We start from the raw sequence: 26,481 nt of genomic DNA on the forward strand, positions 1-26,481 counted from the left end.
ACAGTGTCTCGATAAGCGGATTCTGGCCGCGATTATATACACATCGCGACCAGACTTGAAGTTTATCTCAAGGTCTAGGTATCGCTGTTCGCCAGCGTTTCCATTCTTCTTGTGGTTTGGCGTGAAGATAAAAAGATTGGCCAGCTTGAGCAGGAGGAGCAAGCTGCTTTTGTTCTGGCGTTGCAAAAGTAATTCCACCGCGAACCATACTTTCTAGGGTGCCTGATTTGATGTTTGCTCCCGTCAGTCCTATCGAAACATCAACGCCTGAGGTATTCCAAAATAGACTATTGCGACGGACTAAGTAAGCATAGTTGGGATCAATATCGATGGTCGAGATAACTCGATCTGCAAACGCACCCAATTGGATGTCAATCACTCGCCCTACTTCTATATCACGGTAAAAAATCGGGGTACCAATATTAATCGATCCGCGATATTCCGTTTGTAGAGTGAACCTAACACCACTTGGCGAGTAAGGTTGGGTAGCAAGGTGAAAAGTATGCTGCGCAGCGCCTTGCCCTGGATAGACTTCGATACTCGGTGAGACTAGATTTTCTAAATTAGTAATACCTTGTAAGCTCACATTAGCTTTAGCCACCCAAAATACGCTCGTTGCGCGAGTAATAAAAGGAGCGTATTCGGGCTGAATGCGAGCAGAAAAGGTGACTTGTGCTTGGCTAAAACTTGGTACAACAGCGATCACTTCACCGACTTGTACTCCCTGATATTTGATTGGAGTACCTTTGACGATACCGTCGCTATTTTCTGCCAGTAATGTGATGGCTTCCCCAAATTGTTGTGCTTTTTGGTAACTCGAATAAAGCTTCCAATGTCCGTCGAGCTTGTTTTCTACTCCTGGCAAGGTATCAAAAGCAATGCCACCTTGAAGTAGCGTTTGTAGCGGAGCTGCTTGAATACGAAGCCCATCGCTTAAAGAGGCATTCACTTCAATACCTGAATGGTTCCAAAATACGGTTTGATCATTAATTAAATGTTGGTACTGGTTATCAATATTAACTTCAACCTCGACGCCTTCTTTTTGTAACTTAAATTGAGTGACATGACCAACGGGGAGATGACGAAATAACAGTGGGCTGCCAATTTGTACCGGAGGCAGGGTTTCTGCATGGAGGCGCAAGGCGCGAGAGCCGGATTGCTGATACGCCGCCAGTTCTGCTAATGATGGGTTAGCATACAGAGAATAGCGTTCAAGTACGGTGTTTTCACCTTCACTAATAAAACTGATAGTACCGCTCAGGAGTTGTTTGACGGGGGGGAGTGAGAGATTAATGCCGGCGCGGCCAAGCTCGGCACGCATTGATCCATCAACATAAAAACGGTTTTTGGAACGAATTAATGATTGGTATTGTTGTTCAATAACGGCATGAAATTCGACTTGATCCGCGCTGAGTTGAACATCCTTGATGATGCCAATTCGTACTCCGCGATACAAAATCTCAGCCCCTGACGTCAAACCATAAGCATGTTCAGCGGTAAGGGTAATGGAGAAAGTATGTGATTGAGATTGTTGATACTCAATTTTTCTTAGCGCTGTAAATTGTCGAGTACGTTCACCTTCACCCGGTTGTAAAGTAAGGTAATTACCTTTGATTAAGTTCGATAAATTTTCTAAGCCAGATAGTGAAACTTTTGCTTCTTGTAAAATGAACTGGCTGCCTGTTGTGAGTAGTTCATTTAATGATGGTTGAATCGCGGCATGAGCAATAATTTGTGTCTTATCCTCATTCAGTTGTAGATGGGTGATCTGTCCTATCTCCAATCCACGGTACATAATGGGCGCTCCCGAAGCGTTAATCCCACTGTCATCAGGCAGTGTAATCGTGATCGGAATGCCGCGTCCGGCTGTTTTGAGATCTCTGTAGAGACGAAATTCGCTGAATTGAGCTGCGGGTTCACCGCCATCGGGGGAATCAACAGCAATCGCTCCGCCAATTAGGGCACTCAAACTTTCTAAACGAACATCGATACCATCAAAGCCTAATGAGGTGCCAATGCCACTCACATTCCAAAAGCGACTTTCTTTGGTGATCAAATGGCGATATTCAGATTCAATTGAGACTTGTAACACGACGGATTGTGCATCTTTGGCAAGTTGATAACTAAATACTTCACCAATCGGAATTTTTTTATAAACAATGGGCGAGCCAATAGAAATTCCGCCAAGATCGTTGGCCCGCAAAGTGATCTGTAGTCCACCATTGGAGACTAAATCGGATGGTGCACGCTCTAGAGCGTGGTATATCTGAGGATGATTTTCTTGCCCAGGACCACCTGGATGTAAGGCGATATAATTACCAGAGACCAAAGCATCCAATCCTGAAACACCAGACAAACTTGCGGTGGGTTTCACTAACCAAAATCGAGTAGTATCAGAAAGCAATTGAGTTGCTTCGGGATAGATATCTGCTTCGACATAGATACTGTCTAATTCGGGAGCAAGTTTTATTTCCCGCACCATACCGACTTCTAAACCCTGATAACGAATGGTGGTTCTGCCTGCGACGAGCCCCTGTGCATCAGAAAAATGAATTTGGATACGTTCACCAGCATCATGTATCGCTTTACCGACCAGCCAACCCGCGAGCAATAAAGTGAGGATCGGTAATATCCACAATGGGGAAATCCCTTTATTGGATTTGATTTGCGGGGAATAAGACGCTTGGGTCATTGGTGGTTTATTCATTACAAGACTCGCTGTGTTTTGTCTCTTGCTGATAATTATCCCACAATAAACGGGGATCAAGGCTTTCGGCTGCTAACATGGTTAAGACGACCACAAAGCCAAAGGCTAGAGCGCCATCACCAGGGATAAAATTAAGTAACTGCCCTCGATCGACCAAGGTCAACATAATGGCAATCACAAATAAGTCGAGAACAGACCATTTTCCTACCCATTTTATCGCATAGAAAATGCTCATTCGCTGACGATGATAACGGCTGCGTCGATATTGAATCGCCAACAATAAATAGATAAGGCCTAAAATTTTAATCACAGGAACGACAATGCTGGCTACAAAGATGATCGCGGCAATGCCATACATTCCTGAATTCATCAGCGAAGCAACACCCGATAAGATAGTATCTTCAAGACGTTGCCCATTGGTGATTAATATGGAGATCGGTAGCAGATTGGCGGGAATGATGGCGATACTCGCGGCGATAACATAGGCCCAAGTCCGTTCGATAGAACGTGGTTTTCGATGATGAAGTGGGTGATGGCAGCGAATACAACGGGCGTTTTCGTGTTGCGATAAGTGGCAATGATGGCAATGAACTTGTTTATCCGTTTGAGCAGGGTAATCTTGCTCGGGTTTCCACGCTTCCCAATAGCGGCGAATGCTAATTCGGCTGAGTAATAAAACAGTGAAAATTTGCAAGAGCACCAAACTAAACAGCGCAGGACCCATAAAAATATCCGCGTAATCGCTTAATTTAAAGCTTGAAACCGCAACGCTGACCAAAAAGACATCAATCATTGCCCATGCTTTTAATTGCTGCATGATCCAGACCGAATAGCGTAAACCAAGAAACCAGTGATAATGTAGCGCAATATGGGCGGTAACGATGGAGGCAAAGACCAGAAATGGGGCTAGGGAGCTGCAAAAAAACACCAGTAGAGCCAGAATCACGTATCCTTCATTCGCTAGAGCGATGATCCCCCCAGATAACGATGCTGGGATCATTACGCCGATCAAACGGATAGTTAAAAAGTCAAAGGCGTGAGCAGGAAAAAACAACAGTAAGCAGGTGACGGCAATCGCTAAATTACCCGATAATGAAGGGCTGCCACCTCGATAAAGTTGGGTTCCACAGCGAGGGCAGTAGGCGCTTTTACCACGAGGCACATCAACAATATCCACCGGTAGCTCACACCCCTGACACAGACGAAGGTTACTGGTGCTCGACGAATGTTGAGAGAGCGGCGTACTAGTCATCAGTCATTACTCGACACTCGGTGACGTTGTCACCGAGTAAGTGGCGGGGAGTATCATAAGCCAAATAGAGTTATGACTGAATAGCGCCATATAATGTTTGATAAAGTCCTTGCTGTTCAAGTAACTCTCCATGTGTACCAATTTGACTCACTCGCCCATCTTCTAATACATAAATCAAATCGGCTTGTTTCACGGCCGACAGACGATGGGCAACAATCAGCGTGGTTCGTCCTTTTAAAAATCCACTTAATGCAAGATGCAGTGCAGCTTCGGTCGCGGTATCGAGTGCTGATGTTGCTTCATCCAAAATCACCAATTTCGGATCACTTAATACCATTCTAGCAATAGCTAAGCGTTGGCGCTGGCCACCAGACAAGCGGATACCGTTACGACCAATAGGAGTATCCAATCCTTGACTGAGTTGATGAGTGATATCTTGCAGTTGCGCTACTTCTAATGCACGCCAAAGCGAGTCGTCGTCATAATCACCACCAAGGGTTAAATTATGCCTTAAAGTGTCGTTGAAAAGTATAGGTTGTTGTAATACCACCGCAATTTGACTGCGGATAATCTCAAAACCAATATCATCACACCGTTCGCCATTAAAATAAATCTCACCTGAATCTGCCCGATATGCTCCAAGCAGTAATTGAATTAAGGTTGATTTGCCACCACCACTTGCTCCGACTAAAGCGACTTTTTTGCCCGCGGGGATGGTTAAAGACAGTTCATCAAGCACCTTTTTCTCGCCATCATAAGAAAAGTTCACTTGTGAGAGTGTGACCGCTACTGGTTGATGCTGAGTAAATGGGTTGACTTTACTGATTGGACGATACTCTTCCTCAAGCTGTAATAACGTATTGATTCTGGCCAGTGCCGCTTTCGCGCTATACCACGAAAATTGGATACCCAGCAGTTCTTGTACGGGTCCTAACATAAACCATAAGTAGCCAAAAACCGCAAAAATTTGTCCGATAGTCAGGTCGCTAAATAGCACCATTAACATCGCGACCGCACGAAACAGTTCAAATCCCAGTAGAAAAAGTAAAAAGGATAGGCGTCCCGCGGCTTCAGCTTGCCAAGCGTATTTATCGGCGTTGGCTCGTACTTCGTCGGCATTGTTTTTAAGTTGAGTTAAAAACTCCCGTTCCTTGTTGGCTGCTCTAAGCTGATAGATACCATCTAAGGTTTCGACTAAACGGTTTTGAAATTTCTCAAATGCTTGGTTCTCGCGTTTTTTGAGATGTTTGACTTGGCTGCCTAGTAGACGGGAAAAATAGATAACAATTGGGTTAACCAATAGGATAAATAATCCTAATCGCCAATCAAGCCATAAGAGTACTAAGGCTGTACCAAATACCGTCAGCAAACTGATTAAAAATTTACTCAATGTTGAGCCAATAAATTGATCGATTGTTTCTATATCGGTTACCAGATGGGCATTAATTCCACCGCTGCCTCGTGTTTCATACTGACGAATACTGATTCGACCTAGTTTATCAATCATTTTACAGCGCATTTGGTAGGTAACCGTTTTTGATACCCGTGTAAACTGCCGACTTTGTATAATATTCAGCAGTTGGCTACCGGTGCGCATGAGCACCACCAGTAATAAAGTGAATAGGATATATCCAGTGGGTGTTTGCCAATCAGAGGGCAAGAGTGTATTCATTAACGCCAAACCACCAGCAGGTTGATTAAGCAAAACTTCATCGACCATCAATGGCATTAACAAGGGGATAGGCACACTGATTAATGTTGCAGCGATAGCAATAAAATTGGCAAAAAGCAGTGGGCGTTGATGTTTTTTTACTTGAGTTATCAACCAAGAACGGCTAATAGTGTCATGATTATTGATCATTATAATGAGAATGCATCCTATTTAGTTTGATAGGCATTGTACGAAGAACAGTAAGTGAAGTCTTTAATTTTATTGGGAATGAATATGAACTTAGCAGATTACCAGCGTTTAACGAAACAAGCGGTGGCTTTACTCGAATCTGAAACTGACTTAGTGGCTAACTTAGCGAACTTAAGTGCTTTATTAAATATGGAACTGAGCGATTTAAACTGGGTTGGTTTTTATCTCTTACAGAATGATGAATTAGTGTTAGGCCCTTTTCAAGGTAAGCCCGCTTGTGTTCGAATTCCAGTAGGGCGTGGAGTTTGTGGGACGGCTGTTGCAACTAATACGGTACAGCGCGTAGATGATGTGCATGCCTTTGTTGGTCATATCGCTTGTGATGCAGCCAGTAACTCAGAATTGGTGATCCCGTTCACTATCTGCGAGCAATTGGCTGGTGTGTTAGATATTGATAGCCCAACTATTGCTCGCTTTTCAGAAATTGACCAGCAAGGACTGGTATTTTTAATGACGGAAGTAGAAAAGGTGCTTAATTCACACGCGAACAAGGCATAAATTCGCCTTTGCCAGTGGTTTTTCGTACTCAGGTCACTATAATACCGAACATATTTTATTATTTATGCCCCGCGGACCAGCCGCATCAACCAGGAATCCTCATGGAAAACACTGAAAAGTTAAAAAACAGCAAAGAAGTGATTGCGTATATTGCTGAATGTTTCCCTAACTGCTTTACTTTAGAAGGTGAGGCTAAGCCTCTTAAAATTGGTATTTTTCAAGATCTTGCTCAGCGTCTTAATGAAGATCCTAAAGTAAGCAAAACTCAACTTCGTGCAGCGCTAAGACAGTACACTTCGTCATGGCGTTATCTGCACGGTGTTAAAGCTGGTGCGGTTCGTGTTGATCTTGATGGTAATGCTTGTGGTGAACTTGAACAGCAACATGTCGATCATGCTCAAGCTGCGTTAGCAGAAAGCAAAGCTCGCGTTGATGCGCGCCGTAAAGAGCAAGCGAAGAAAGTGCGTGAAGAGGCCAATAAAGCCAAGCCAAAAGCGAAAAAACCTCAACCACGTCGTGCACAAACACAAGATGTGACGGCAAAGACAGAGAAAAAACCAGTTGAAACACGCGTGTTACAAGCCGATGAAATGAAAGTTGGCAAAGAAGTAAACGTGAACATGGGCAAAGGCAACATGGCTGCGACCATCGTTGAAATTAATAAGGAAGATGTGCGTGTTCAACTCGGTAACGGCCTACAAATGGTTGTGAAGACGGAGCACTTGCGCGCTTAAAGGAGACATTCCTAAGCATGAAATGCCGTTCAAAATTAACATCAATTGCTGCTGGCCTATGGCTGGCAGCTTTTTCTGTTCAGGCGATAGAAGCCAATCTCAAGATTGAGGATTTACCTCTTCTTACTCCACAAGCTCAACATGAAACCGCCAGTAAGCGGGTAACGTCTCGTTTTACTCGTTCTCACTATAAACACTTCTCTTTAGATGATGCGTTTTCTCAAGCTATTTTCGACCGTTATATTGGCATGTTGGATTACAATCGTAATCTCTTTACTCAGGCCGATATTGACGCTTTTAAGCCTTGGTCAACCCAGTTAGATGATCAGCTAAAAGCAGGTAATAACCAGATAGCATTTGAATTGTATAATCTTTCAATGCGTAAACGTTTTGAGCGTTTCCAATACGCATTGTCGCTTCTTGATCATGAAATGACTTTCGATAGTGATGAGTTTATCGAACGTGATCGCTCTAAAGCGGCATGGCCGAAAGATCAAGCGGAAGTCGATGAGTTATGGCGTCAGCGCGTTAAATTTGACGCATTGAACTTGAAATTAACCGGGAAAACCTGGCCAGAAATTCAAGAAACGCTGGCTAAACGTTATAACAATGCGATCAAGCGGTTAACTCAGACCAACAGCGAAGATGTTTTTCAAGTCTATATGAATGCCTTTGCTCGGCAGATTGATCCTCACACTAGCTATTTATCTCCTCGCAATGCTGCTCAGTTTCAATCAGAGATGAATTTATCTCTTGAAGGGATTGGCGCGGTACTACAGATGACGGACGATTATACAGTGATTCGCTCGTTAGTCGTTGGTGGCCCTGCGGCGACCAGTCGACAGTTGAGTGAAGGAGATCGCATTATCGGTGTTGGTCAAGACAAAGGTGATATTGTTGATGTGATTGGCTGGCGTCTCGATGATGTCGTGCAGTTAATTAAAGGGCCGAAAGGCACTAAAGTGCAACTGCAGGTCTTGCCGGAAGGTAATGACGCAAAAAGTCACATTGTCACTATTGTCCGAGATAAAATTCGTCTTGAAGACCGAGCGGTTAAGTCTAAAGTTATCGAACAAGATGGCAAAAAGATTGGTGTCCTTGAAGTACCTAGCTTTTACGTTGGCTTAGCACAAGATACCGATAAGTTATTGACTGAGCTAAAAGCCAGCGGAATCGATGGTATTATCATCGATTTACGGAATAATGGTGGTGGCGCATTAACGGAAGCTACCGCACTTTCTGGTTTATTTATTACCAGTGGTCCTATTGTGCAGGTACGCGATAGTTATGGTCGAGTAAATGTTAATAGTGATACTGACGGCAAAATTAGTTATCAAGGTCCAATGACGGTTTTGATTAATCGATTTAGTGCCTCCGCATCTGAGATTTTTGCCGCAGCCATGCAAGACTATGGTCGAGCGATTATTCTTGGTGAAAATTCATTTGGTAAGGGTACGGTTCAGCAACATCGCTCTTTAAATCATATCTATGATTTATTTGAACAAGAGCTTGGTTATGTTCAGTATACTATTCAGAAGTTTTATCGAATTGATGGTGGCAGTACTCAAAATCGCGGTGTGATCCCTGATATTGTGTTCCCGAGTGCTATCGATGCTAGCGAAACAGGGGAAAGTGTTGAAGAGAACGCGCTACCTTGGGACCGAATTGATCCTGTCAAATATCAAGTGTTGCATGACTTTAGTGCGACGATCGCTAAACTCGATCAACGCCATCAAGCTCGAATCTTAGCGGATCAAGAGTTTGGCTTTATCTTGCAGGATATTGAAAAATATCAAGCAGAAAAAGACGATAACTTACTGTCTTTAAATGAAAAGCAACGCAAGCAAGAGATGGAACAAGCCGATAAACAGCGATTGGATAGAATTAATCTTCGTCAAGCGTCGCTTGGTAAAGAACCTTTTGCGACCTTGAGTGATGTTCCAAAAGATTATGAAACTCCTGATGCTTATTTGAATGAATCAGTATCGATCATGGTGGATATGCTCAAGATTTGAACTTTTCTATCTTGATGGGTTAAAGCGAGCCAACTGGCTCGCTTTTTTATAACCGTTTGTTTTATCGTTGTTAATTTGAAATAAGTGTGCAGATAAGAAGAATTTATAATGTGATTTTCATCGAAATTTCGCATTATAAATTGAAACCGCCTAAGCTTAAAATAAAAGCATTAGGGGGCACGATGAAATGGATTGCACTATTTATTGCTTGCTTCAGCTTAACGGCAACGAGCCCACAGTTAGAAGCGCGTTATCACTCAAGACAAGATCTGACTCAGTTTGACGTGCCTTTTTTGCTTGGCGATTGGTTTTTGTTTAACTCTGCACCAGAGAAATCTAAAGAAAACTTTCTCGTCGTTCGCTTAACTCTCAAGTCGGATTATTCATTTTTAATCGATATACAAAAGAAAGACTACAGTGTTGATCACTGGCAAGGGCAATATTCGCTCAATCAAGATAGCTTGATTCTTGGTATCGATAGCAGCACACCACAGCACTATTTTTATCAAGCGAATCATAATCAACTAATGCTGAATGGCGTTATTTTTACCAAGATGTTAACTAGCCCGTTAGCGGGAACTTGGTCAGGAGACTCATTGGCTGGCAGTGATCAATCGCTTCTCAATTTACAAAGCCTCGATTTAATTTTACAACCTGATTTCATCTTCTTTTTTCGTGCAACAGGACAAAATGGTAATCAAACCGTGCAACAAGGGGTGTTTTATACCGAAGATGAACAATTGGTCCTGTTGTATCCCCATGGTGAACATAATACGCGCTTTCAACTTAACCAAAATCGCTTAACGTTAGACATTGAACAGGGCATGCTCTACGCCGAATTAAATCGAATTCGTTAGTCGATCTTTTCTCTACAATGTTGCACCAATTGAAGATTTTCTTTTTTAGCAGAGCTATCAACTTGGCGTTTTATCGATTTATTACCTTTATTTTTGACCTTATTGCTAAAACCCAATATCGCGTATTGGTTATACAGCGGATTAAAATCTCTCATTTTTTCGGTCTAGGGGTTGTTATTGGTGAAAACAAGATTAAGATCAGTTGATTAACATCAAGGTTTCTCAACCTTACTCTTCATCTGTTTATGTCAAAAAGGATTCCGACCATGGCGACAAGCCCATTAGCCAAGTATCGTAAAGATTATCTGGCTCCCTCTCATTATATTGATCGTATTGATCTAACCTTTGATTTGCATGATCACGCGACTGTCGTTACGGCGGTTTCTCACGTTGAGCAAAAGGCTGAAAGCTCAACACTATTGCTAGATGGTGAAGGGCTAGTATTAACATCATTAAAAATTAATGGTGAAGAGTGGCAACACTTTACCAAGTCAGAGGCTCATTTAGAAATAACTCAACTACCTCAGCAGTTTGAGTTAACCATTGTGACGGAAATCGATCCTCAAAGTAACACTGCATTAGAGGGGCTCTATAAGTCCGGTGGGGCTTTCTGTACTCAGTGTGAAGCAGAAGGATTTCGTCGCATCACTTATTTCCTTGACCGCCCAGATGTGTTAGCCAAATACACCAGTACAGTGATTGCCGACAAAGCCTTATACCCATATTTGCTAAGTAATGGTAATAAAGTTGCCCAAGGTGAGACCGATAATGGTCGTCACTGGGTAAAATGGCACGATCCTCATCCTAAACCTGCGTATTTATTTGCTTTGGTCGCGGGGGATTTTGATGTCTTGCGTGACCAGTTTGTCACTCGTTCTGGTCGTCATGTTGATTTAGAAATTTTTGTCGATAAAGGCAATTTAGATCGCGCAGGTCATGCGATGACTTCACTAAAAAATTCCATGAAATGGGATGAGCAGCGGTTTGGCTTAGAATACGATCTGGATATTTATATGATCGTAGCTGTCGATTTTTTCAATATGGGGGCGATGGAAAACAAAGGGTTAAATATTTTTAACTCAAAATTTGTTTTAGCCAATGAGAAAACGGCGACGGATACTGATTATCTTGGTATTGAAGCGGTGATTGGCCATGAATATTTCCATAACTGGACGGGCAACCGAGTTACTTGTCGTGACTGGTTTCAATTAAGCTTAAAAGAAGGCTTAACGGTATTCCGCGATCAAGAATTCTCTTCTGATCTTGGTTCGCGAGCGGTGAATCGCATTCATAATGTTCGGATTATTCGTGGCCCGCAATTTGCAGAAGATGCAAGCCCAATGTCGCATCCTATCCGTCCGGATAAAGTGATAGAAATGAATAACTTCTACACCCTGACCGTTTATGAAAAGGGCAGTGAAGTGATTCGGATGATGCATACCTTATTAGGTGAAGAAGCGTTCCAGCAAGGAATGAAGCTCTATTTTGAACGTCATGATGGTACCGCAGCAACCTGTGAAGATTTTGTTTTAGCAATGGAAAAGGCAAGCGGTATTGATTTAACTCAATTCCGTTTATGGTATAGCCAATCGGGTACACCACTACTTAAAGTGACGAGTCATTATGATGAGCAAGCTCAAACATATGCGTTAACGGTTGAACAAAGCACAGAGCCAACACATGATCAGCCAGAAAAATTGCCACTGCATATTCCATTTGATATTGAGCTGTATCATGAAAATGGTGAAATTATTCCGTTACAGTGTAATGGAAAGCCCGTTTCTAATGTCCTCAGTGTGACTCAAGCGAAGCAGACGTTTGTCTTTGAGAAAGTCACCAATCAACCGATCCCATCTTTATTACGTGAGTTTTCTGCTCCGGTAAAACTTGAATATCAATATACCGACCAAGAATTAATCTTTTTAATGATGCATGCGACTAACGCTTTTGCACAATGGGATGCTGGGCAGATGTTGTTGGCAAAATACATTCGAGCGAATGTTGAAGCTGCTCAGCAACAACAAAAAGTCACCTTACCTGAAGCGGTTGTCGATGCTTTTCGTGGTGTGCTGCTCAGTGATAAACTTGAGCCAGCTTTTATCGCTGAAATGCTGGCTTTGCCGAATCATAATGAAGTATCGGGTTGGTATAAGCAGGTGGATGTCGATGCGATTGCCAAAGTACTGCATGAACTGAAAGTGATGTTAGCCACTGAGCTAGAAGATGAACTCAGTGCCACTTATCATTCATTAACTCAGACTGAATATTCTATTGAGCATGCGGCGATTGGCCAGCGAACTTTACGTAATACCTGTTTAGGTTTATTGGCTTTCACTGAGCAAGGCAACCGTTTGGTCCAACGTCAGTATCAGCAAGCCAATAATATGACCGATACGATTGCCACAATGAGCGCAGCAAATAGTGCTCAGCTGGCTTGTCGAGAAACACTGATGGCTGATTATAGTGCGAAATGGCAACACGATGGATTGGTGATGGACAAATGGTTTGCTTTGCAAGGATCGAATCCTGCTGAAGATGCTTTGGATGTTATTCAAGCCACGATGCAACACTCCGCTTTTAGCTTAAAGAATCCTAACCGCATTCGTAGCTTAATTGGTTCATTTTTTACCATGAACCCGGTTAATTTCCATGCGCCTAGTGGTGATGGTTATCGCTTTGCGGGGCAGATATTGCGTGAGTTAAACAGCAGTAATCCTCAAGTGGCCTCTCGTTTAATTGATCCGTTACTCAAGTTTCGACGTTATGACGAGCAGCGACAAGCATTAATGAAACAGGAGTTAGAAGCGTTACAGTCACTGGATGATCTTGCACGTGACTTATTTGAAAAAGTCAGCAAAGCGCTTGAACAAGCCTAACTTGTTCGCTACTTATTGATTGATCGGGTGCTGGAAGGGGAAGTCGCTTCCAGCACTCTATACAGTACAATTATGAACTATTATTTTTTCTCTCTTAATATCTCTTATCAAACTTTCCTAGCTCATTATTCTGGGCTAGCTAGTCACATCCTAGTTACCACCGAACATGGCTTACGTTTACAATTACCAGCTGCAAAATTTCGCCCATTTCTTAGCCAAATTGGAGTAAAAGGTCGATTTCGTCTAACAACTGACCAAAACAATAAGTTTATAAAGTTAGATATGCTGTCCTGAGGTAAATTTGTGGTGATTTGAATCGCTACGCCTGTCACATTATTAAACATTTCACTATCAATTGCGTCCAAATGCGTTAACGAACGGTTAGCAAAGCACTACAATAGGCCTCGCATTACCGTAAGTTACAACTATGCTTAGCGCATACCCTACCAGCCTATAATTCTAATATTTGGAGTCGCATATGACCGCGCGTGAAAGTTTGATGCCGGTTCTACTTGAAAAAGTATACCAGCTAATTCAAGACAAACTTGAGCTTGCTCACCAACCTCTTGTTACTCAACTTGGTCAACACCTATTTAGTAATGTTGCGCAAGACGATCTTAGTAAACGTAATGAATCCGATTTATACGGTGCCGTGGTCAGTCTTTGGCATCATATTAATGAGAAGAAAGCCGACCAACGTTCAGTACGTGTATTTAATCCAACCGTTAGTAAACATGGTTGGCAATCGACTCATACGATCGTTGAAATTGTCGTACCCGATACTCCTTTCCTTGTTGATTCAATCAAAATGACTTTAAGTCGTCTCGATTTAACATCGCACTTAATGCTAAACGGCCCAACGCACATCGAACGAGACAATAACGGTGCGGTGCTGAGCATTGGTCAAGGCGCTGGCGCATTGCAATCACTTTTTCACATTGAAGTGGATAGACTAAGCAGCAAAGAAGAGATGACGGCGCTAAAAGAAGAGCTGTTAGAAATCCTCAGTGATACGGCTTTGGTCGTTCAAGACTGGAAGCCAATGGCGAGTAAGCTTGAGCAAGTGATTGAACAATTGGAAGCGGATAAAAATCATATCCCTGTCGATTCTGAACATTACCAAGAAACCCTTGTTTTCTTACGTTGGCTAGGGGCACATAATTTCACTTTCATGGGCTACAAAGAATTTGATCTGGTCAATCATGATGATGACACCGAGCTTCGCCCTACGCCAGAAGCGGGACTAGGCCTATTCTCGGATCCCAAACGGGTTCGTGGTGTAAAATTATCACAATTTTCCGATTCTGCTCGTTTAGAAGCGAAGAAGCCTTTCTTACTGATCCTGACTAAAGGCAACAAACAGTCGCGCATTCATCGTCCAGCGTATACCGATTACATTGGTATTAAAAAATTTGATGCCAATGGTAAAGTCATCGGTGAGCATCGTTTTACGGGTTTATACACCTCAGCCGTTTATAACCAAACGGTCGAAAGCATTCCACTGGTTCGCGAGAAGGTACAACGGATTCTTAAAGCAAGTGGCTATCGTGCAGGGTCTTATGCTTATAAGGCCCTACATAATATTTTAGAGAACTATCCTCGCGACGAGCTTTTACAAGCGAAAGAAGAAGAGCTACTGGAAGTCGGGATGGGGGTTGTGCAGATGCAAGACCGCGACCTGATCCGTTTATTTGTTCGCAAAGACCCCTTTGGCCGTTTCTTTAGCTGCATGGTTTATGTTACTAAAGAGCGTTACAACACCGAACTACGCCGTCAAACACAGCGCTTATTAAAGCAGTATTTTGGTTGTGAACAAGAAGTAGAATTCACTACCTATTTTTCTGAAAGCCCGCTAGCAAGAACGCACTACATTGTGCGGGTAGAAAATAACAGTGCCAATATTGATGTTAAGAAGATAGAGCAAAATTTAATGGAAGCATCAACCAGCTGGGATGACCGTTTATCCGAAGCAATTATTGCCAATTTTGGCGAAAGTTCAGGTTTATCATTAGCCAAAGAGTATCAACGCGCTTTTCCTCGCTCTTATAAAGAAGATGTCATGCCAGGCTCAGCGGTGTCTGATATTGAACGATTAGAAGCCCTGAACGAAGAAAATAAACTCGGTATGCTATTTTATCGTCCTCAAGAAGAGGCGAAAGATTCTAAAGCAGTCCGCTTAAAACTGTATCATCGCGATGAGCCGATTCATCTGTCCGATGTGATGCCGATGCTTGAAAATCTTGGCTTGCGTGTCATCGGTGAATCACCATACGAAGTGACGAAGACTAATGGACAAGTCTATTGGATTTTAGATTTCTCTATGCTGCATAAGAGCGAGAAGCAAGTTGATTTGCGTGAAGCACGCGATCGTTTCCAACAAGCATTTTCAGCCATTTGGCATGGTGAATTAGAGAGTGATGGCTTTAACCGCTTAGTGCTTGGCGCTTCTTTAACCGGACGCGAGATCTCTATTTTACGCGCTTATGCACGTTACATGCGTCAAGTTGGTTTCCCGTTCAGTCAACACTATATTGAAGATACCTTAAATCATTACCCCGACTTAGCGAAAGGGTTGGTTGATCTGTTTGTGCGTCGTTTTGATCCTAAATTTAAAGGTTCACAGAAAGGTCAAGCGGAGTTGATTGCGCAATTAACCGAGCAATTGGATCATGTTGAAAGTCTCGATGATGATCGTATTCTTCGCCGCTATATGGAAATGATCTGTGCAACGTTACGTACCAACTATTTCCAAGTGGATGAAGAGCAACAACCGAAACCTTGGCTAGCTCTGAAGTTGAAACCACGGGAAATTCCTGATATTCCAGCCCCTGTTCCGGCCTTTGAAATTTTTGTCTATGCGCCGGATATGGAAGGGGTTCATCTACGTGGTGGTAAAGTTGCCCGTGGTGGTTTGCGTTGGTCTGATCGTCAAGAAGATTTCCGGACCGAGATTTTAGGCTTAGTAAAAGCCCAACAAGTCAAAAATACCGTGATTGTTCCTGTTGGAGCGAAAGGCGGTTTTGTTTGTAAGAAACAGCACTTACTAACGGGACGAGATGAAATCTTTGCCGAAGGACAACGTTGTTACAAGCGCTTTATCCAAGCATTATTAGATGTCACCGATAATATTGTTGAAGGTGAAATAGTTCCACCACGTAATGTGATTCGTCATGATGAAGATGATCCTTATTTGGTTGTCGCTGCCGACAAAGGGACAGCGACCTTCTCTGACTTAGCAAACTCAGTATCGGCGGATTACCAATTCTGGTTAGGAGATGCCTTTGCTTCTGGTGGCTCTAATGGTTATGACCATAAAGCCATGGGCATTACCGCTCGTGGTGGTTGGGAATCGGTTAAACGTCATTTCCGTGAACTCGGTATTAACTGTCAAACGACGGATTTTACCGCGGTCGGTATCGGTGATATGGCGGGCGATGTGTTTGGTAATGGTATGTTGTTATCGCAACATATTCGTTTACAAGCCGCTTTTAACCATCTGCATATCTTTATTGATCCAAGTCCAGATGCTCAAAAGAGCTGGCAAGAGCGGCAACGTCTGTTCCAATTACCTCGCTCTAGCTGGGAAGATTATGACCCAAGCTTGATCTCGCAAGGTGGCGGCGTTTTCTCACGCAAAGCGAAATCAATCACGCTCAGCCCTGAAATACAAAAGATGCTTGGTACTAAGAAAGCGTCAGCTGCTCCTAATGAACTGATCAAGATGATCCTGAAAATGCAGGTTGATCTTCTGTGGAATGGTGGGATCGGCACTTATATTAAGTCCTCGAAAGAATCGCATGCCGATGTTGGCGATAGAGCGAATGATGCACTGCGTATTGACGGTCGTGAAGTCAAAGCGAAAATTATTGGTGAAGGCGGCAACTTAGGTATGACTCAGCAAGGGCGGGTAGAATACGCGCTCACTGGTGGGCGAGTGAATACCGATTTCGTTGACAACGTAGGTGGGGTTGATTGCTCGGATAATGAAGTCAATATTAAGATCTTCTTGAATGGTTTAGTTGCCAATGGCGATCTAACCGTAAAACAGCGCAACCAAATCCTAGAATCCATGGAAGAGGAAGTCGGTGAAATTGTTATTGAAGATGCTTACACTCAATCAGAGTCTATTTCGGTGACCGAGCAATTGGGCGTTGAGGTGGTTAAAGAGCAAATTCGTTTTATTCACCACATGGAGAAAACGGGCTATCTTGACCGAGCCTTAGAGCATATTCCTGATGACGAAACGTTGTTAGAAAGAGAGAAACAAGGTTTTGCATTAACTCGACCAGAGCTTGCCGTGCTGGTGGCCTATGGAAAAATGGCCTTAAAAGAGGAGTTGGCTTGTGATGAGATAGCTAATGATCAGTTCCATGCGCAGCAATTGATTCAGTACTTCCCATCAAAGTTACGTGGTGACTATTCGCAGCAGATGCACAACCATCCACTGCGCAAAGAAATCATTGCCACCGCGTTAGCTAACCAAATGGTTAATGAAATGGGCTGCAATTTTGTGACGCGTTTGCAAGAAGAGACTGGAGCTAGCGTCACGGATATAGCTCATTCTTATGCCGCTGCACGTGAAATCTTCGAACTTGGCAACGTATTGCAGCAAGTTCGCTCGTTGGATAATCAAGCCACTGCGAGTGCTCAATATCAAGTGATGTTCCAAGTTCGTCGAACGTTACGTCGACTCTCTCGCTGGTTGCTGCGTAATCGCACTGGAAAACAGTCCGTACAAGCGCTCATTGATCAGTACCAATCGGATGTACGCAGTATTACTCGTCAGTTAGATACTTTGCTGGTGGCTGATGAAGTTGCTGAACATGATCTGCTGGCGAATAGCTGGATAGAGCAAGGCATCAATTCGGATTTAGCGCATTATGTTGCTCGTCTATCCAGTCTTTACTCTGTACTGGATATATCCACAGTCTCTCATGAGAAGGCGATTCCAGTTGAGCATGTCGCTAAATTATACTTTAATTTGGGTGATCGTCTGTCGATTCATTGGTTCTTAAAACAGATTAATAACCAAGCGGTTGAAAATAACTGGCAGGCATTGGCAAGAGCGGCATTTAGAGAAGATCTCGACTGGCAGCAGCGTCAATTAACAGCGCAAGTGCTCAATGCGGTCAATGGTTCAGAGACTGCCGATGTCATTCATGCTCTGCAACGTTGGATGGACAATAACAGCATTTCATTGCAGCGTTGGGAAAACATTCTTAATGAATTTAAAGTGGGCTCGGTTCATGAGTTTGCTAAGTTTTCAGTAGCGATGCGTGAATTGATGTTGCTCAACTTAAATTGTGTGGCGACCGAATAAGCATTGAATTGTGTTACGAATAGGTCAATAATAATGCCCCGTTTATACGGGGCTTTTTTTTCGGAGGCACAATGCTTTACCGCTTAGCCAGAGCTGGCTTTTTTCAATTGGATGCTGAAAGGGCGCATGATCTCGCCATTCAAAATTTCAAACGTTTTACCGGTACACCGCTTGATCTCTTCTATCGTCAACACCTTCCTCATCGTCCTGTCGAATGCATGGGACTCACCTTTAAAAATCCTGTTGGTTTAGCCGCTGGGCTCGACAAAAATGGCGAATGTATCGATGCTTTTGCCGCGATGGGCTTTGGATTTATTGAAGTGGGCACGGTGACACCTAAACCACAACTTGGTAATGATAAGCCACGATTATTTCGCTTAGTTCATGCGGAAGGCATTATCAATCGAATGGGCTTTAATAATCTAGGTGTTGATCATTTAGTCGAGAAAGTAAAGCAAGCGAATTATGATGGCATCATTGGAATTAATATTGGAAAAAATAAAGACACGCCAATTGAAAAGGGAGCTGAAGATTATTTAATCTGCATGGAGAAGGTGTATCCTCATGCAGGTTATATCGCGGTAAATATTTCTTCACCTAATACACCAGGATTACGAACGTTACAATATGGTGAAGCTCTAGATGAGTTGCTCGGTGTCTTAAAGCAGAAGCAGACCGCTCTCGCTGAGTTGCACAATAAATATGTACCTCTCGCATTAAAAATTGCTCCAGATTTAACCGATGATGAATTGCAGCAAATTTGCCAATCTTTACTCAAGTACAATATTGATGGGGTAATCGCCACCAATACCACTTTAGATCGTTCTTTAGTGGAAGGCATGAAGTTTGCCAATGAGGCAGGGGGACTGAGTGGCCGTCCACTGCAATCACGCAGTACTGAAGTTGTAAAACTACTGTATCAACAACTCGGTGAACAAATTCCAATTATTGGTGTGGGTGGCGTGGATAGCTATGTGGCAGCGAAAGAAAAATTACTCGCCGGTGCTAAGTTAGTCCAAGTGTACAGTGGCTTTATTTATCATGGCCCTAAATTGGTCAGTGATATCGTAAAGAACTTATAACGAATTGAATTAGGTTCTGATTTTTTAAAAGTGACAAGGTGACATAAAGAGGAAGTGAGTAACTCATTTCCTCTTTTTTTTTATTCCATGCTTCCTAGAATGCACTAATAGGTAAGAAATTTTTATCTGATTGGTTTGATTATCAGCAAATAGAGAGCCGGAATAATGCTAAAGCCCAGTGATAAATGGAGTTGGTACTATTCAGATAGTGAAGGCTATTTGATGCTGGACCTTGGACAAGAGATGGTCTTTCGTACCAATCTGAGTCGCAACCTATTGGTGGATTCAGCTTTCTCAAATCCTTCATTTACAGTTGATGATGCTTCCGATTACCAAACCTATAAAGAACGAGTCAGTGGCCTTCAACTCACTGAGCCTCGTCAAGTCGAGTTGGCACTGTATTGCGTAGCGGCGAAGCGTTTCCATAAGCCAGTGCAGCCAAAGAGCTGGTTTTTTGATTATCAATCAGCTACTGACATTAAACCTGAAGAGGGTGATATCGTTAGTTTAGTGAACAGCTTTAATCAAGGTTTTTTTATCGTACTTGAGGTTGGAGAGAGTGCGAGTTTATGTGTATTAATAGAGTTAGCGCCATTTACATTAAGCAGTACGAAGCAATTAGAGTTTGGACAAGTGATTAAGGTCATGCATGATCGAATGTCTATCGCCAATCATATCCTTCAGCCAGAGCGAGTTGCTTTGGTTAGTTAATCTCCTCACTATTTCGTTCCTTTGTTTTATTTCCCATCGGCATTCTGCCGATTTTTTTTGCCTCTAGTTTACTAAAAACGCTCACCGAGCATTTTTTATCGACGGAAAGAGCGCGATATTCTGCGCAAAATTGAGCAATTAATTTCCTAAAAGTTACACAAATGAAGGGGGCTAATTAAGCGGTAAGGCCTAAAAACTTCCTTGTTTGCGCCCAAATGGCGTTTTATTACAACCAATAACCAGCTCTGGTATAGTCCAGATTGGCAGTGAATAAATACTCACTTCGTTGTTGGAGCAATAAAAACGTTGCTGATAAATGAGTAATATCAGTCAAGAAAATTATTAACGGATAGCCATCAGTGATGTTGTAGTAAGTTTGTATCAGATAGAGTTGTCTTTACTTGAACAGTTGCCATGCTAAGGGGTTTAGATATCGATAAAGAGTTAAGCCATGAATAGGGATGATTTTTTGTAAAATGCTCTGTTTAACTTTAGGAATGACCTTTAATGTCAGTTATAATCTGAGGCCATTTTTACCAGTTAAAGAACCTTATGAATCAATATCTAGCAGTAACCTCAAACGGCCTTGAAAATCTATTAGCCGAAGAACTCACACAATTAGGCATCACTAATGTAAAACCCGTTCAGGCTGGGGTGAAATTTACCGCTTCCAATGAACAGATTTACCGTTGCTGTTTATGGAGTCGATTAGCTTCTCGATTTGTTCGCGTTGTTGCCGAGTTTGCCTGCCAAAATGATATGGACTTATACCTTTCCGCTAGTGCGATTAACTGGGTTAATCATTTTCATAGTTCGAAGCAGTTTGTCGTCGACTTTAATGGAACTAACCGTGAAATTCGTAATAGCCAGTATGGTGCGATGAAGGTTAAAGATGCGATTGTTGATTGTTTTACTAAGAAAAACTTGCCACGCCCTTCGATCAATAAAGAGCAACCCGATGTAAGAATTCACGTTCGTTTACATAAAGATAAAGCGCTACTTGGTATTGATATGGTAGGAGCGGGTTTACATATTCGTGGTTACCGCCCTGAATCGGGTAGAGCTCCATTGCGAGAAACATTAGCGGCGGCGATAGTATTACGTAGTGGCTGGGAAAGTACCAAACCTTTACTCGATCCAATGTGTGGTTCTGGTACCTTATTGATTGAAGCTGCGATGATGGCGGCGAATATTGCTCCGGGTTTAAAAAGAGCCAAATGGTGTTTTGAAGCATTAGAAGATTTTCAACCAGAGCTGTGGGCAGAAGTGAAAGCTGAAGCAACGGTGCAAGCGAGAAAGGGTGTCAAGAAAACTGACGCAAGGTTTTTCGGCTTTGATAATGACAGCCGTGTTTTACAAATGGCTAAAGACAACGCACGTCGAGCCGGTGTAGAGAGCTTAATTCAATTTGACGTTGGTGATGCTGCGAAGTTGACTCGTCCTGCAGAGTTTACTCAGGGAGTGATCATTTGTAATCCACCTTATGGTGAGCGATTAGGCACTCATCCCGGTCTTATTGCCTTGTACACGGCCTTCGGCGCTCAATTAAAAACAGAGTTTGGCGGCTGCCAAGCCTCTATTTTCTCTGGTTCGGATGAGTTATTAAGCTGTTTGCGCATGCGAGCAGAAAAACAGTTTAAATTAAATAATGGTGCGTTACCTTGTCACCAAAAGAATTACCTGATTGCTGAGCGGGAGCAGGCTCAATTAGAGGGGATGCAGCAAGCTCCGACGCAGCAGATTGCGCCTGATTTTTCCAATCGTTTGAAAAAAAATCTCGCTAAAATTGCCAAATGGGCTAAACGCGAAGGCTTAGACTGCTATCGTATTTATGATGCAGATTTGCCTGAATATAACGTTGCAATTGACGTTTATGTGGATCAATTGGTCATCCAAGAGTATGCACCACCGAAAACCATTCCTGAAGAAACCGCCAAACGTCGTTTAACCGATATTATCCGTGCTGCGATTCAAGTAACGGGCATTGATGCCAACAAGGTCGTATTAAAAGTCCGTGAACGTCAAAAAGGCAGTGCTCAGTATCAAAAGATGGCTCAACAATCTCAAACCTTTGCGGTTAACGAGTATGGTGTCAAATTGTTGGTCAATCTGCATGATTACCTCGATACTGGTTTATTCCTCGACCATAAGCTGACGCGTCGCCGTTTAGGTCAAATGGCGAAAGGATGCGACTTCTTAAATCTCTTTGCTTATACCGGCTCGGCAACCGTACACGCTGCGTGTGGTGGGGCTAAGTCGACCACGACCGTTGATATGTCAAATACCTATCTAGAATGGGCAAAAGAGAACATGAAGCTCAATGGTCAAGTAGGAAGACAGCACCAGTTTGAACAAGCTGACTGTTTACAATGGCTAGATAATGCCAAAGGCCAGTATGATCTTATTTTTATTGATCCACCGACTTTTTCTAATTCGAAGCGAATGGAACAGTCGTTTGATGTGCAAAGAGACCATATTTTATTGATGAAGAATCTTAAGCGTATTCTGCGCCCAGGTGGCACTATAGTTTTCTCAAATAATAAGCGTCATTTCAAAATGGACATGGACTCGCTGCAAGAGCTTGGTTTATTGGCGCAAAATATATCAACTCAAACACTGCCAATGGATTTCGAGCGTAACAAGCAAATCCATAACTGCTGGTTAATCACTCATCAACCGCAGCAACCTGGTTTAGTGTGATTTTAAGTGACAATGTAACCAATGTTCAGCTTACTTGGTGGAGATATTCTCTTCACCTTGTTGTTTTAATCAATTAACTCAGTGGTTTGAAAAAACATGGCATTAATTACCATTCATAATGGGTTACTAGCGTTCGGTGATCATCCTTTGCTCGATCATGCGGATTTTGCGCTGCAAGAAAACGAACGGGTATGTCTTGTGGGTCGCAACGGGGCAGGTAAATCAACGCTGATGAAGGTGTTGGCAAAAGAAGTCTTACTCGATGATGGCAAGATGCAGATCATGCAAGATGTGGTGGTCTCACGTTTAGAACAAGATCCTCCTCGTGATCAAGAAGGTACTGTGTATGATTATGTTGCCGGAGGTCTAGCAGAGGCTGGTGAGCAGCTTAAGATCTATCAAGATCTTTTGGATCTTGTTACCCATTCGCCCACCGATGCCAATATTAAGAAATTATCAGCAGTTCAAGAGCAGCTGGATCACACTGGTGCATGGCGCTTTGAAGATAGAATCAATAATGTATTAACCGCCCTGAAATTGAATGGGCAAACTAAGCTTACCGATTTATCCGGTGGATGGCAGCGTAAAGCCGCTTTAGCTCGCGCCTTGGTTTGCGAGCCAGATGTATTACTGCTCGATGAACCAACCAACCATTTGGACGTGACGACCATCGAATGGTTAGAAGGCTTTTTGAAAGATTTTCGTGGTTCGATTATTTTTATTTCTCACGACCGAACTTTTATTAAATCGATGGCAACACGCATTGTCGATTTAGATCGAGGCAAGTTAAATTCTTTCCCCGGTAACTATGATCAGTATTTAGTTGAGAAAGAAGAGCAATTACGCGTTGAAGAAATGCAAAATGCTGAATTTGATAAAAAATTAGCTCAAGAAGAAGTGTGGATTCGCCAAGGCATTAAAGCACGCCGTACTCGTAATGAAGGACGAGTGCGAGCCCTGAAAAAACTTCGTGAAGAACGCAGTCAGCGACGTGAAGTGCAGGGCAAAGTTAACCTTAAGATTGATGATGGCTCCCGCTCAGGCAAAATTGTCTTTGAAGCGGAACATTTGTGTTATTCGATTGATGGTAAATCGATCGTTAACGATTTCAGCTTTAATATCATGCGTGGCGATAGAATCGCCTTAATCGGCCCAAATGGCTGTGGTAAGAGTACGTTATTAAAGCTGTTACTCGGTGAATTAACCGCTGACAGTGGCCGTTTGCATTGTGGTACGAAACTTGAAGTCGCTTACTTTGATCAATATCGAGAGCTACTCGATCCTGAGAAATCGGTGATTGATAACCTTGCTGATGGTAAACAAGAGGTGATGGTTGCAGGGCGACCACGTCATGCGTTAAGTTACCTGCAAGATTTTCTCTTCGCGCCTAAACGGGCTCGAACGCCGGTGAAAGCTCTGTCTGGTGGTGAGAAAAACCGCTTATTACTGGCGCGGATTTTTCTAAAACCCAATAACTTATTGGTGCTCGATGAACCAACCAACGATTTAGATATAGAAACATTGGAACTTTTAGAAGATTTGCTTGCCAATTACCAGGGTACATTATTATTGGTGAGCCATGATCGTGAGTTTGTCGACAATACCGTGACCACCAGTTGGATTTTTGAGGGTAATGGCGTTATTGAAGAGTTCGTTGGCGGATATCATGATGCGCAGCAGCAGCGACAACAGGCCTTACAGACTCGTCTTGCGGATATTGAGCCGATAAAGCCAGTTAAAGCTGTTGATAAACCAGCTAAAGCCAGCGAAGTAAAACCGAAAATTAAAAAATTATCTTATAAGTTGCAGCGTGAGTTAGAAGAACTGCCTGCCAAACTTGAACAGTTTGAAACTGAGATTGAGACGCTACAGCTGCAAATCAATGACGCTGATTTTTTCAGCCAGCCTGTAGAGCACACACAACCGATATTAGATAAGCTAGCGGCCACTGAGCAGGCGCTCGAAGTAGCTTTTGAGCGTTGGGAAGAGCTTGAAGCGATGCAACAGGAAAGTTAATGAAACCAATAAGTAGTAACATGTTTAAGCTGACAGCGATCAGCGCGATGATTCTGTCAACCACATCGGCCTCAGCGGCACTGTATCAAGTGATTGAGGTTACTCCACCAACTACTTTTGCTTTTGAAAGTGTTTATGGGGTCGCGATTCAACCGGGTAATGTTGCCTATGATAATCCATTAGGTTGCTTTGCCGATGGGACAACAGATTGTGCATCATCGTTTAAACTTGCCGGTGAAACTCGCCTTGTCGCCACCCATGCTGGACAAGCTATCGATGGTCTTAGTTACCGTGAAGAGGCACCATTTGGGATAGATAACGGATTTATCTATGTACAAGATGATGCAAGAGATTTTGAGCGTTATTGTCGTACGGCTCTACGCTATGCCATTTGTGAAACTTGGGCAGACATTCGTTGGAATGTTTGGAAAAAAGAAATTAATGGCGATCAAACGCCAAACTCTATTGCTTTTGTTGAAGATCAAGCGACACCCATTGATGAAAATAATAATGTCGTCGTCAATAGTTTAACTTCAGATGCAAAGCCTATCGGAATTAAAATTACTGTCGGTGATGTTACTGGTTCACGACGTAACTCGGTGAAAGCCTTAGTCGCCAATGAATTGATCGATATCAATGATGGCTTGCAAACTCGCGCTTGGAAAACCGATGAAACTTACACGGTCGGCAGTATTGCTCACGAAAAAACAAATAACCAAGGTAACTTTTACACCTCTAAAGGCGCGATTTGGGACAGATCAGGTAAAATAACGGAAATCCCTTGGCAAACGACAAATCCAGAACGAGATAATCGTTTAGCGCAAGGTAGTCTGCGAGATGTTACGGTCAAAGGCGGTAATATTTACGCGGTAGGTTATAACACCTTCTATGACGACCGTAACTTTATGCAAGCCAGCGTTTCTTCGGTAAAAGTAGGAGAAAGCAATTGGATTACTAAGCCAGTTGCAGGAGCAACCGTGCGAGAAAACGGTACTAGCGGTGATTTTATTCACTCTAATTCGCTGTTAACGGCCGTGAATAAGAATGGCATTGCGATTGGTGAGGCTAAATTATCTCGCGCTGAAAGTGGAGCTTACGCTAATCGGTTATTTGTTGTTCCAGAGATTAACGATCCTAAAGCTAACTTCTTAAATGGCAGTATATTTTTTGCTGGAGCGGGGGGTAAAGCGGGGGCCATCAATAACTTTAATGAAATCGTCGGTCAGATTGATACCGAAGAAACTCGCGAAGTAGGCGGCAAACCGCGTCGTAAGCGAGGATTTATCTATCCTTATGGCACTTTAGAGCAAGGTAGTGTTCCTGAACGCCAGGCTATTTTCAACAACCGTGCGTGGTTATTAGATGATTTAACCAATGGTGGGGCGTTTTCTGGAGACAATAACCAATATCGAATTATTGCGGCTACCGATATTAATGATGCCGGTATAATCGCGGCCACCGCACTAAAATGTACTGGTGGTTATGATTCTACCGCGCACAATGCCCAATGTGGTGCAGGAAAAGGACAAGAGAAAACGGTCGCAGTTAAACTAGTACCAATTGCGGGGCAGACCTATGAGAATATTTCTCCTCGAGGTACGGATGATCCAGTGGCAGAGCGTAATGGTGCTGGACTCGGATTGTGGTCTTTGATTCTTGGTGGCTTACTTTGGTTCCGTAGAAAATAGTTAAAATTTGTCAAACGAGGCATAGGTTCACAATTTTGGACTTATGCCTTTTTTATTGCTTGAGAAAGGAGCGCTTTTGGTCGATTCTTAATGATGTGGTCATA

Annotated in this window: 15 protein-coding genes; 12 read left to right on the forward strand and 3 right to left on the reverse strand. The window is 42.9% G+C overall.

What is annotated here, in order from left to right:
• Window positions 1–67: 67 nt before the first annotated feature.
• The 3 genes from BSR11_RS03445 to BSR11_RS03455 all read right to left on the reverse strand — a co-directional run bounded on the left by BSR11_RS03445 (window position 68) and on the right by BSR11_RS03455 (window position 5,820).
• Window positions 68–2,707 (reverse strand): PqiB family protein, encoded by a 2,640-nt coding sequence (locus BSR11_RS03445; protein WP_072669094.1) that lies wholly within the window; start codon window positions 2,705–2,707, stop codon window positions 68–70.
• Window positions 2,700–3,959, reverse strand: coding sequence for a paraquat-inducible protein A (locus tag BSR11_RS03450; protein ID WP_072669095.1), 1,260 nt, complete (start codon window positions 3,957–3,959; stop codon window positions 2,700–2,702). The genes BSR11_RS03445 and BSR11_RS03450 overlap by 8 nt, the downstream gene beginning before the upstream one ends.
• A 70-nt stretch (window positions 3,960–4,029) precedes the next feature.
• Window positions 4,030–5,820, reverse strand: a complete 1,791-nt coding sequence (locus tag BSR11_RS03455) for an ABC transporter ATP-binding protein (RefSeq protein ID WP_072669096.1) — start codon at window positions 5,818–5,820, stop codon at window positions 4,030–4,032.
• An 84-nt stretch (window positions 5,821–5,904) separates the two neighbouring features.
• Between BSR11_RS03455 and msrC the strand changes: the two genes are divergently transcribed.
• The 12 genes from msrC (at window position 5,905) to BSR11_RS03515 (ending at window position 26,377) form a co-directional block, all read left to right on the forward strand.
• Window positions 5,905–6,378 carry a free L-methionine (R)-S-oxide reductase MsrC gene (gene msrC, locus BSR11_RS03460; RefSeq protein WP_072669097.1) on the forward strand — a complete coding sequence of 158 codons (474 nt, stop codon included), beginning with the start codon at window positions 5,905–5,907 and terminating at the stop codon, window positions 6,376–6,378.
• Window positions 6,379–6,479: 101 nt separating this feature from the next.
• Complete coding sequence (gene proQ, locus BSR11_RS03465; protein WP_004395295.1) at window positions 6,480–7,112, forward strand: RNA chaperone ProQ; 633 nt, start codon at window positions 6,480–6,482, stop codon at window positions 7,110–7,112.
• Window positions 7,113–7,129: 17 nt separating this feature from the next.
• A complete protein-coding gene (gene prc, locus BSR11_RS03470; protein ID WP_072669098.1) occupies window positions 7,130–9,127 on the forward strand; it encodes a carboxy terminal-processing peptidase in 1,998 nt (665 codons plus the stop codon).
• A gap of 182 nt (window positions 9,128–9,309) precedes the next feature.
• Entirely contained in the window at window positions 9,310–9,984 is a 675-nt protein-coding gene (locus BSR11_RS03475) for a hypothetical protein (RefSeq protein ID WP_072669099.1), read from the forward strand.
• Window positions 9,985–10,250: 266 nt separating this feature from the next.
• Window positions 10,251–12,860 (forward strand): aminopeptidase N, encoded by a 2,610-nt coding sequence (gene pepN, locus BSR11_RS03480; protein ID WP_072669100.1) that lies wholly within the window; start codon window positions 10,251–10,253, stop codon window positions 12,858–12,860.
• Window positions 12,861–12,932: 72 nt separating this feature from the next.
• The gene (locus BSR11_RS03485; protein WP_040904316.1) at window positions 12,933–13,154 is read left to right on the forward strand and encodes a DUF2835 domain-containing protein; all 222 of its coding nucleotides are present in this window, start codon (window positions 12,933–12,935) and stop codon (window positions 13,152–13,154) included.
• Window positions 13,155–13,338: 184 nt separating this feature from the next.
• A complete protein-coding gene (locus BSR11_RS03490; RefSeq protein ID WP_072669101.1) occupies window positions 13,339–18,180 on the forward strand; it encodes an NAD-glutamate dehydrogenase in 4,842 nt (1,613 codons plus the stop codon).
• Between the two features lie 71 nt (window positions 18,181–18,251).
• Entirely contained in the window at window positions 18,252–19,262 is a 1,011-nt protein-coding gene (pyrD, locus tag BSR11_RS03495; RefSeq protein ID WP_072669102.1) for a quinone-dependent dihydroorotate dehydrogenase, read from the forward strand.
• Window positions 19,263–19,427: 165 nt separating this feature from the next.
• Window positions 19,428–19,973, forward strand: a complete 546-nt coding sequence (locus tag BSR11_RS03500; protein ID WP_072669103.1) for a cell division protein ZapC — start codon at window positions 19,428–19,430, stop codon at window positions 19,971–19,973.
• A 552-nt stretch (window positions 19,974–20,525) separates the two neighbouring features.
• Window positions 20,526–22,673, forward strand: coding sequence for a bifunctional 23S rRNA (guanine(2069)-N(7))-methyltransferase RlmK/23S rRNA (guanine(2445)-N(2))-methyltransferase RlmL (gene rlmKL, locus BSR11_RS03505; protein ID WP_072669104.1), 2,148 nt, complete (start codon window positions 20,526–20,528; stop codon window positions 22,671–22,673).
• 96 nt (window positions 22,674–22,769) lie between these two features.
• Complete coding sequence (locus BSR11_RS03510) at window positions 22,770–24,689, forward strand: ABC transporter ATP-binding protein (protein WP_072669105.1); 1,920 nt, start codon at window positions 22,770–22,772, stop codon at window positions 24,687–24,689.
• A gap of 8 nt (window positions 24,690–24,697) precedes the next feature.
• The gene (locus tag BSR11_RS03515; RefSeq protein ID WP_072669357.1) at window positions 24,698–26,377 is read left to right on the forward strand and encodes a DUF3466 family protein; all 1,680 of its coding nucleotides are present in this window, start codon (window positions 24,698–24,700) and stop codon (window positions 26,375–26,377) included.
• Window positions 26,378–26,481 lie beyond the last annotated feature (104 nt).

This window comes from Vibrio injensis (assembly GCF_001895205.1).
Classification (GTDB): domain Bacteria; phylum Pseudomonadota; class Gammaproteobacteria; order Enterobacterales; family Vibrionaceae; genus Vibrio; species Vibrio injensis.

Excerpts from the sequence above, each read along its gene's own strand:
- BSR11_RS03445 (WP_072669094.1), bottom strand. The coding sequence starts at position 2,707 with ATGAATAAACCACCAATGACCCAAGCGTCTTATTCCCCGCAAATCAAA.
- BSR11_RS03450 (WP_072669095.1), bottom strand. The coding sequence starts at position 3,959 with ATGACTAGTACGCCGCTCTCTCAACATTCGTCGAGCACCAGTAACCTT.
- BSR11_RS03455 (WP_072669096.1), bottom strand. The coding sequence starts at position 5,820 with ATGATCAATAATCATGACACTATTAGCCGTTCTTGGTTGATAACTCAA.
- msrC (WP_072669097.1), top strand. The coding sequence starts at position 5,905 with ATGAACTTAGCAGATTACCAGCGTTTAACGAAACAAGCGGTGGCTTTA.
- proQ (WP_004395295.1), top strand. The coding sequence starts at position 6,480 with ATGGAAAACACTGAAAAGTTAAAAAACAGCAAAGAAGTGATTGCGTAT.
- prc (WP_072669098.1), top strand. The coding sequence starts at position 7,130 with ATGAAATGCCGTTCAAAATTAACATCAATTGCTGCTGGCCTATGGCTG.
- BSR11_RS03475 (WP_072669099.1), top strand. The coding sequence starts at position 9,310 with ATGAAATGGATTGCACTATTTATTGCTTGCTTCAGCTTAACGGCAACG.
- pepN (WP_072669100.1), top strand. The coding sequence starts at position 10,251 with ATGGCGACAAGCCCATTAGCCAAGTATCGTAAAGATTATCTGGCTCCC.
- BSR11_RS03485 (WP_040904316.1), top strand. The coding sequence starts at position 12,933 with ATGAACTATTATTTTTTCTCTCTTAATATCTCTTATCAAACTTTCCTA.
- BSR11_RS03490 (WP_072669101.1), top strand. The coding sequence starts at position 13,339 with ATGACCGCGCGTGAAAGTTTGATGCCGGTTCTACTTGAAAAAGTATAC.
- pyrD (WP_072669102.1), top strand. The coding sequence starts at position 18,252 with ATGCTTTACCGCTTAGCCAGAGCTGGCTTTTTTCAATTGGATGCTGAA.
- BSR11_RS03500 (WP_072669103.1), top strand. The coding sequence starts at position 19,428 with ATGCTAAAGCCCAGTGATAAATGGAGTTGGTACTATTCAGATAGTGAA.
- rlmKL (WP_072669104.1), top strand. The coding sequence starts at position 20,526 with ATGAATCAATATCTAGCAGTAACCTCAAACGGCCTTGAAAATCTATTA.
- BSR11_RS03510 (WP_072669105.1), top strand. The coding sequence starts at position 22,770 with ATGGCATTAATTACCATTCATAATGGGTTACTAGCGTTCGGTGATCAT.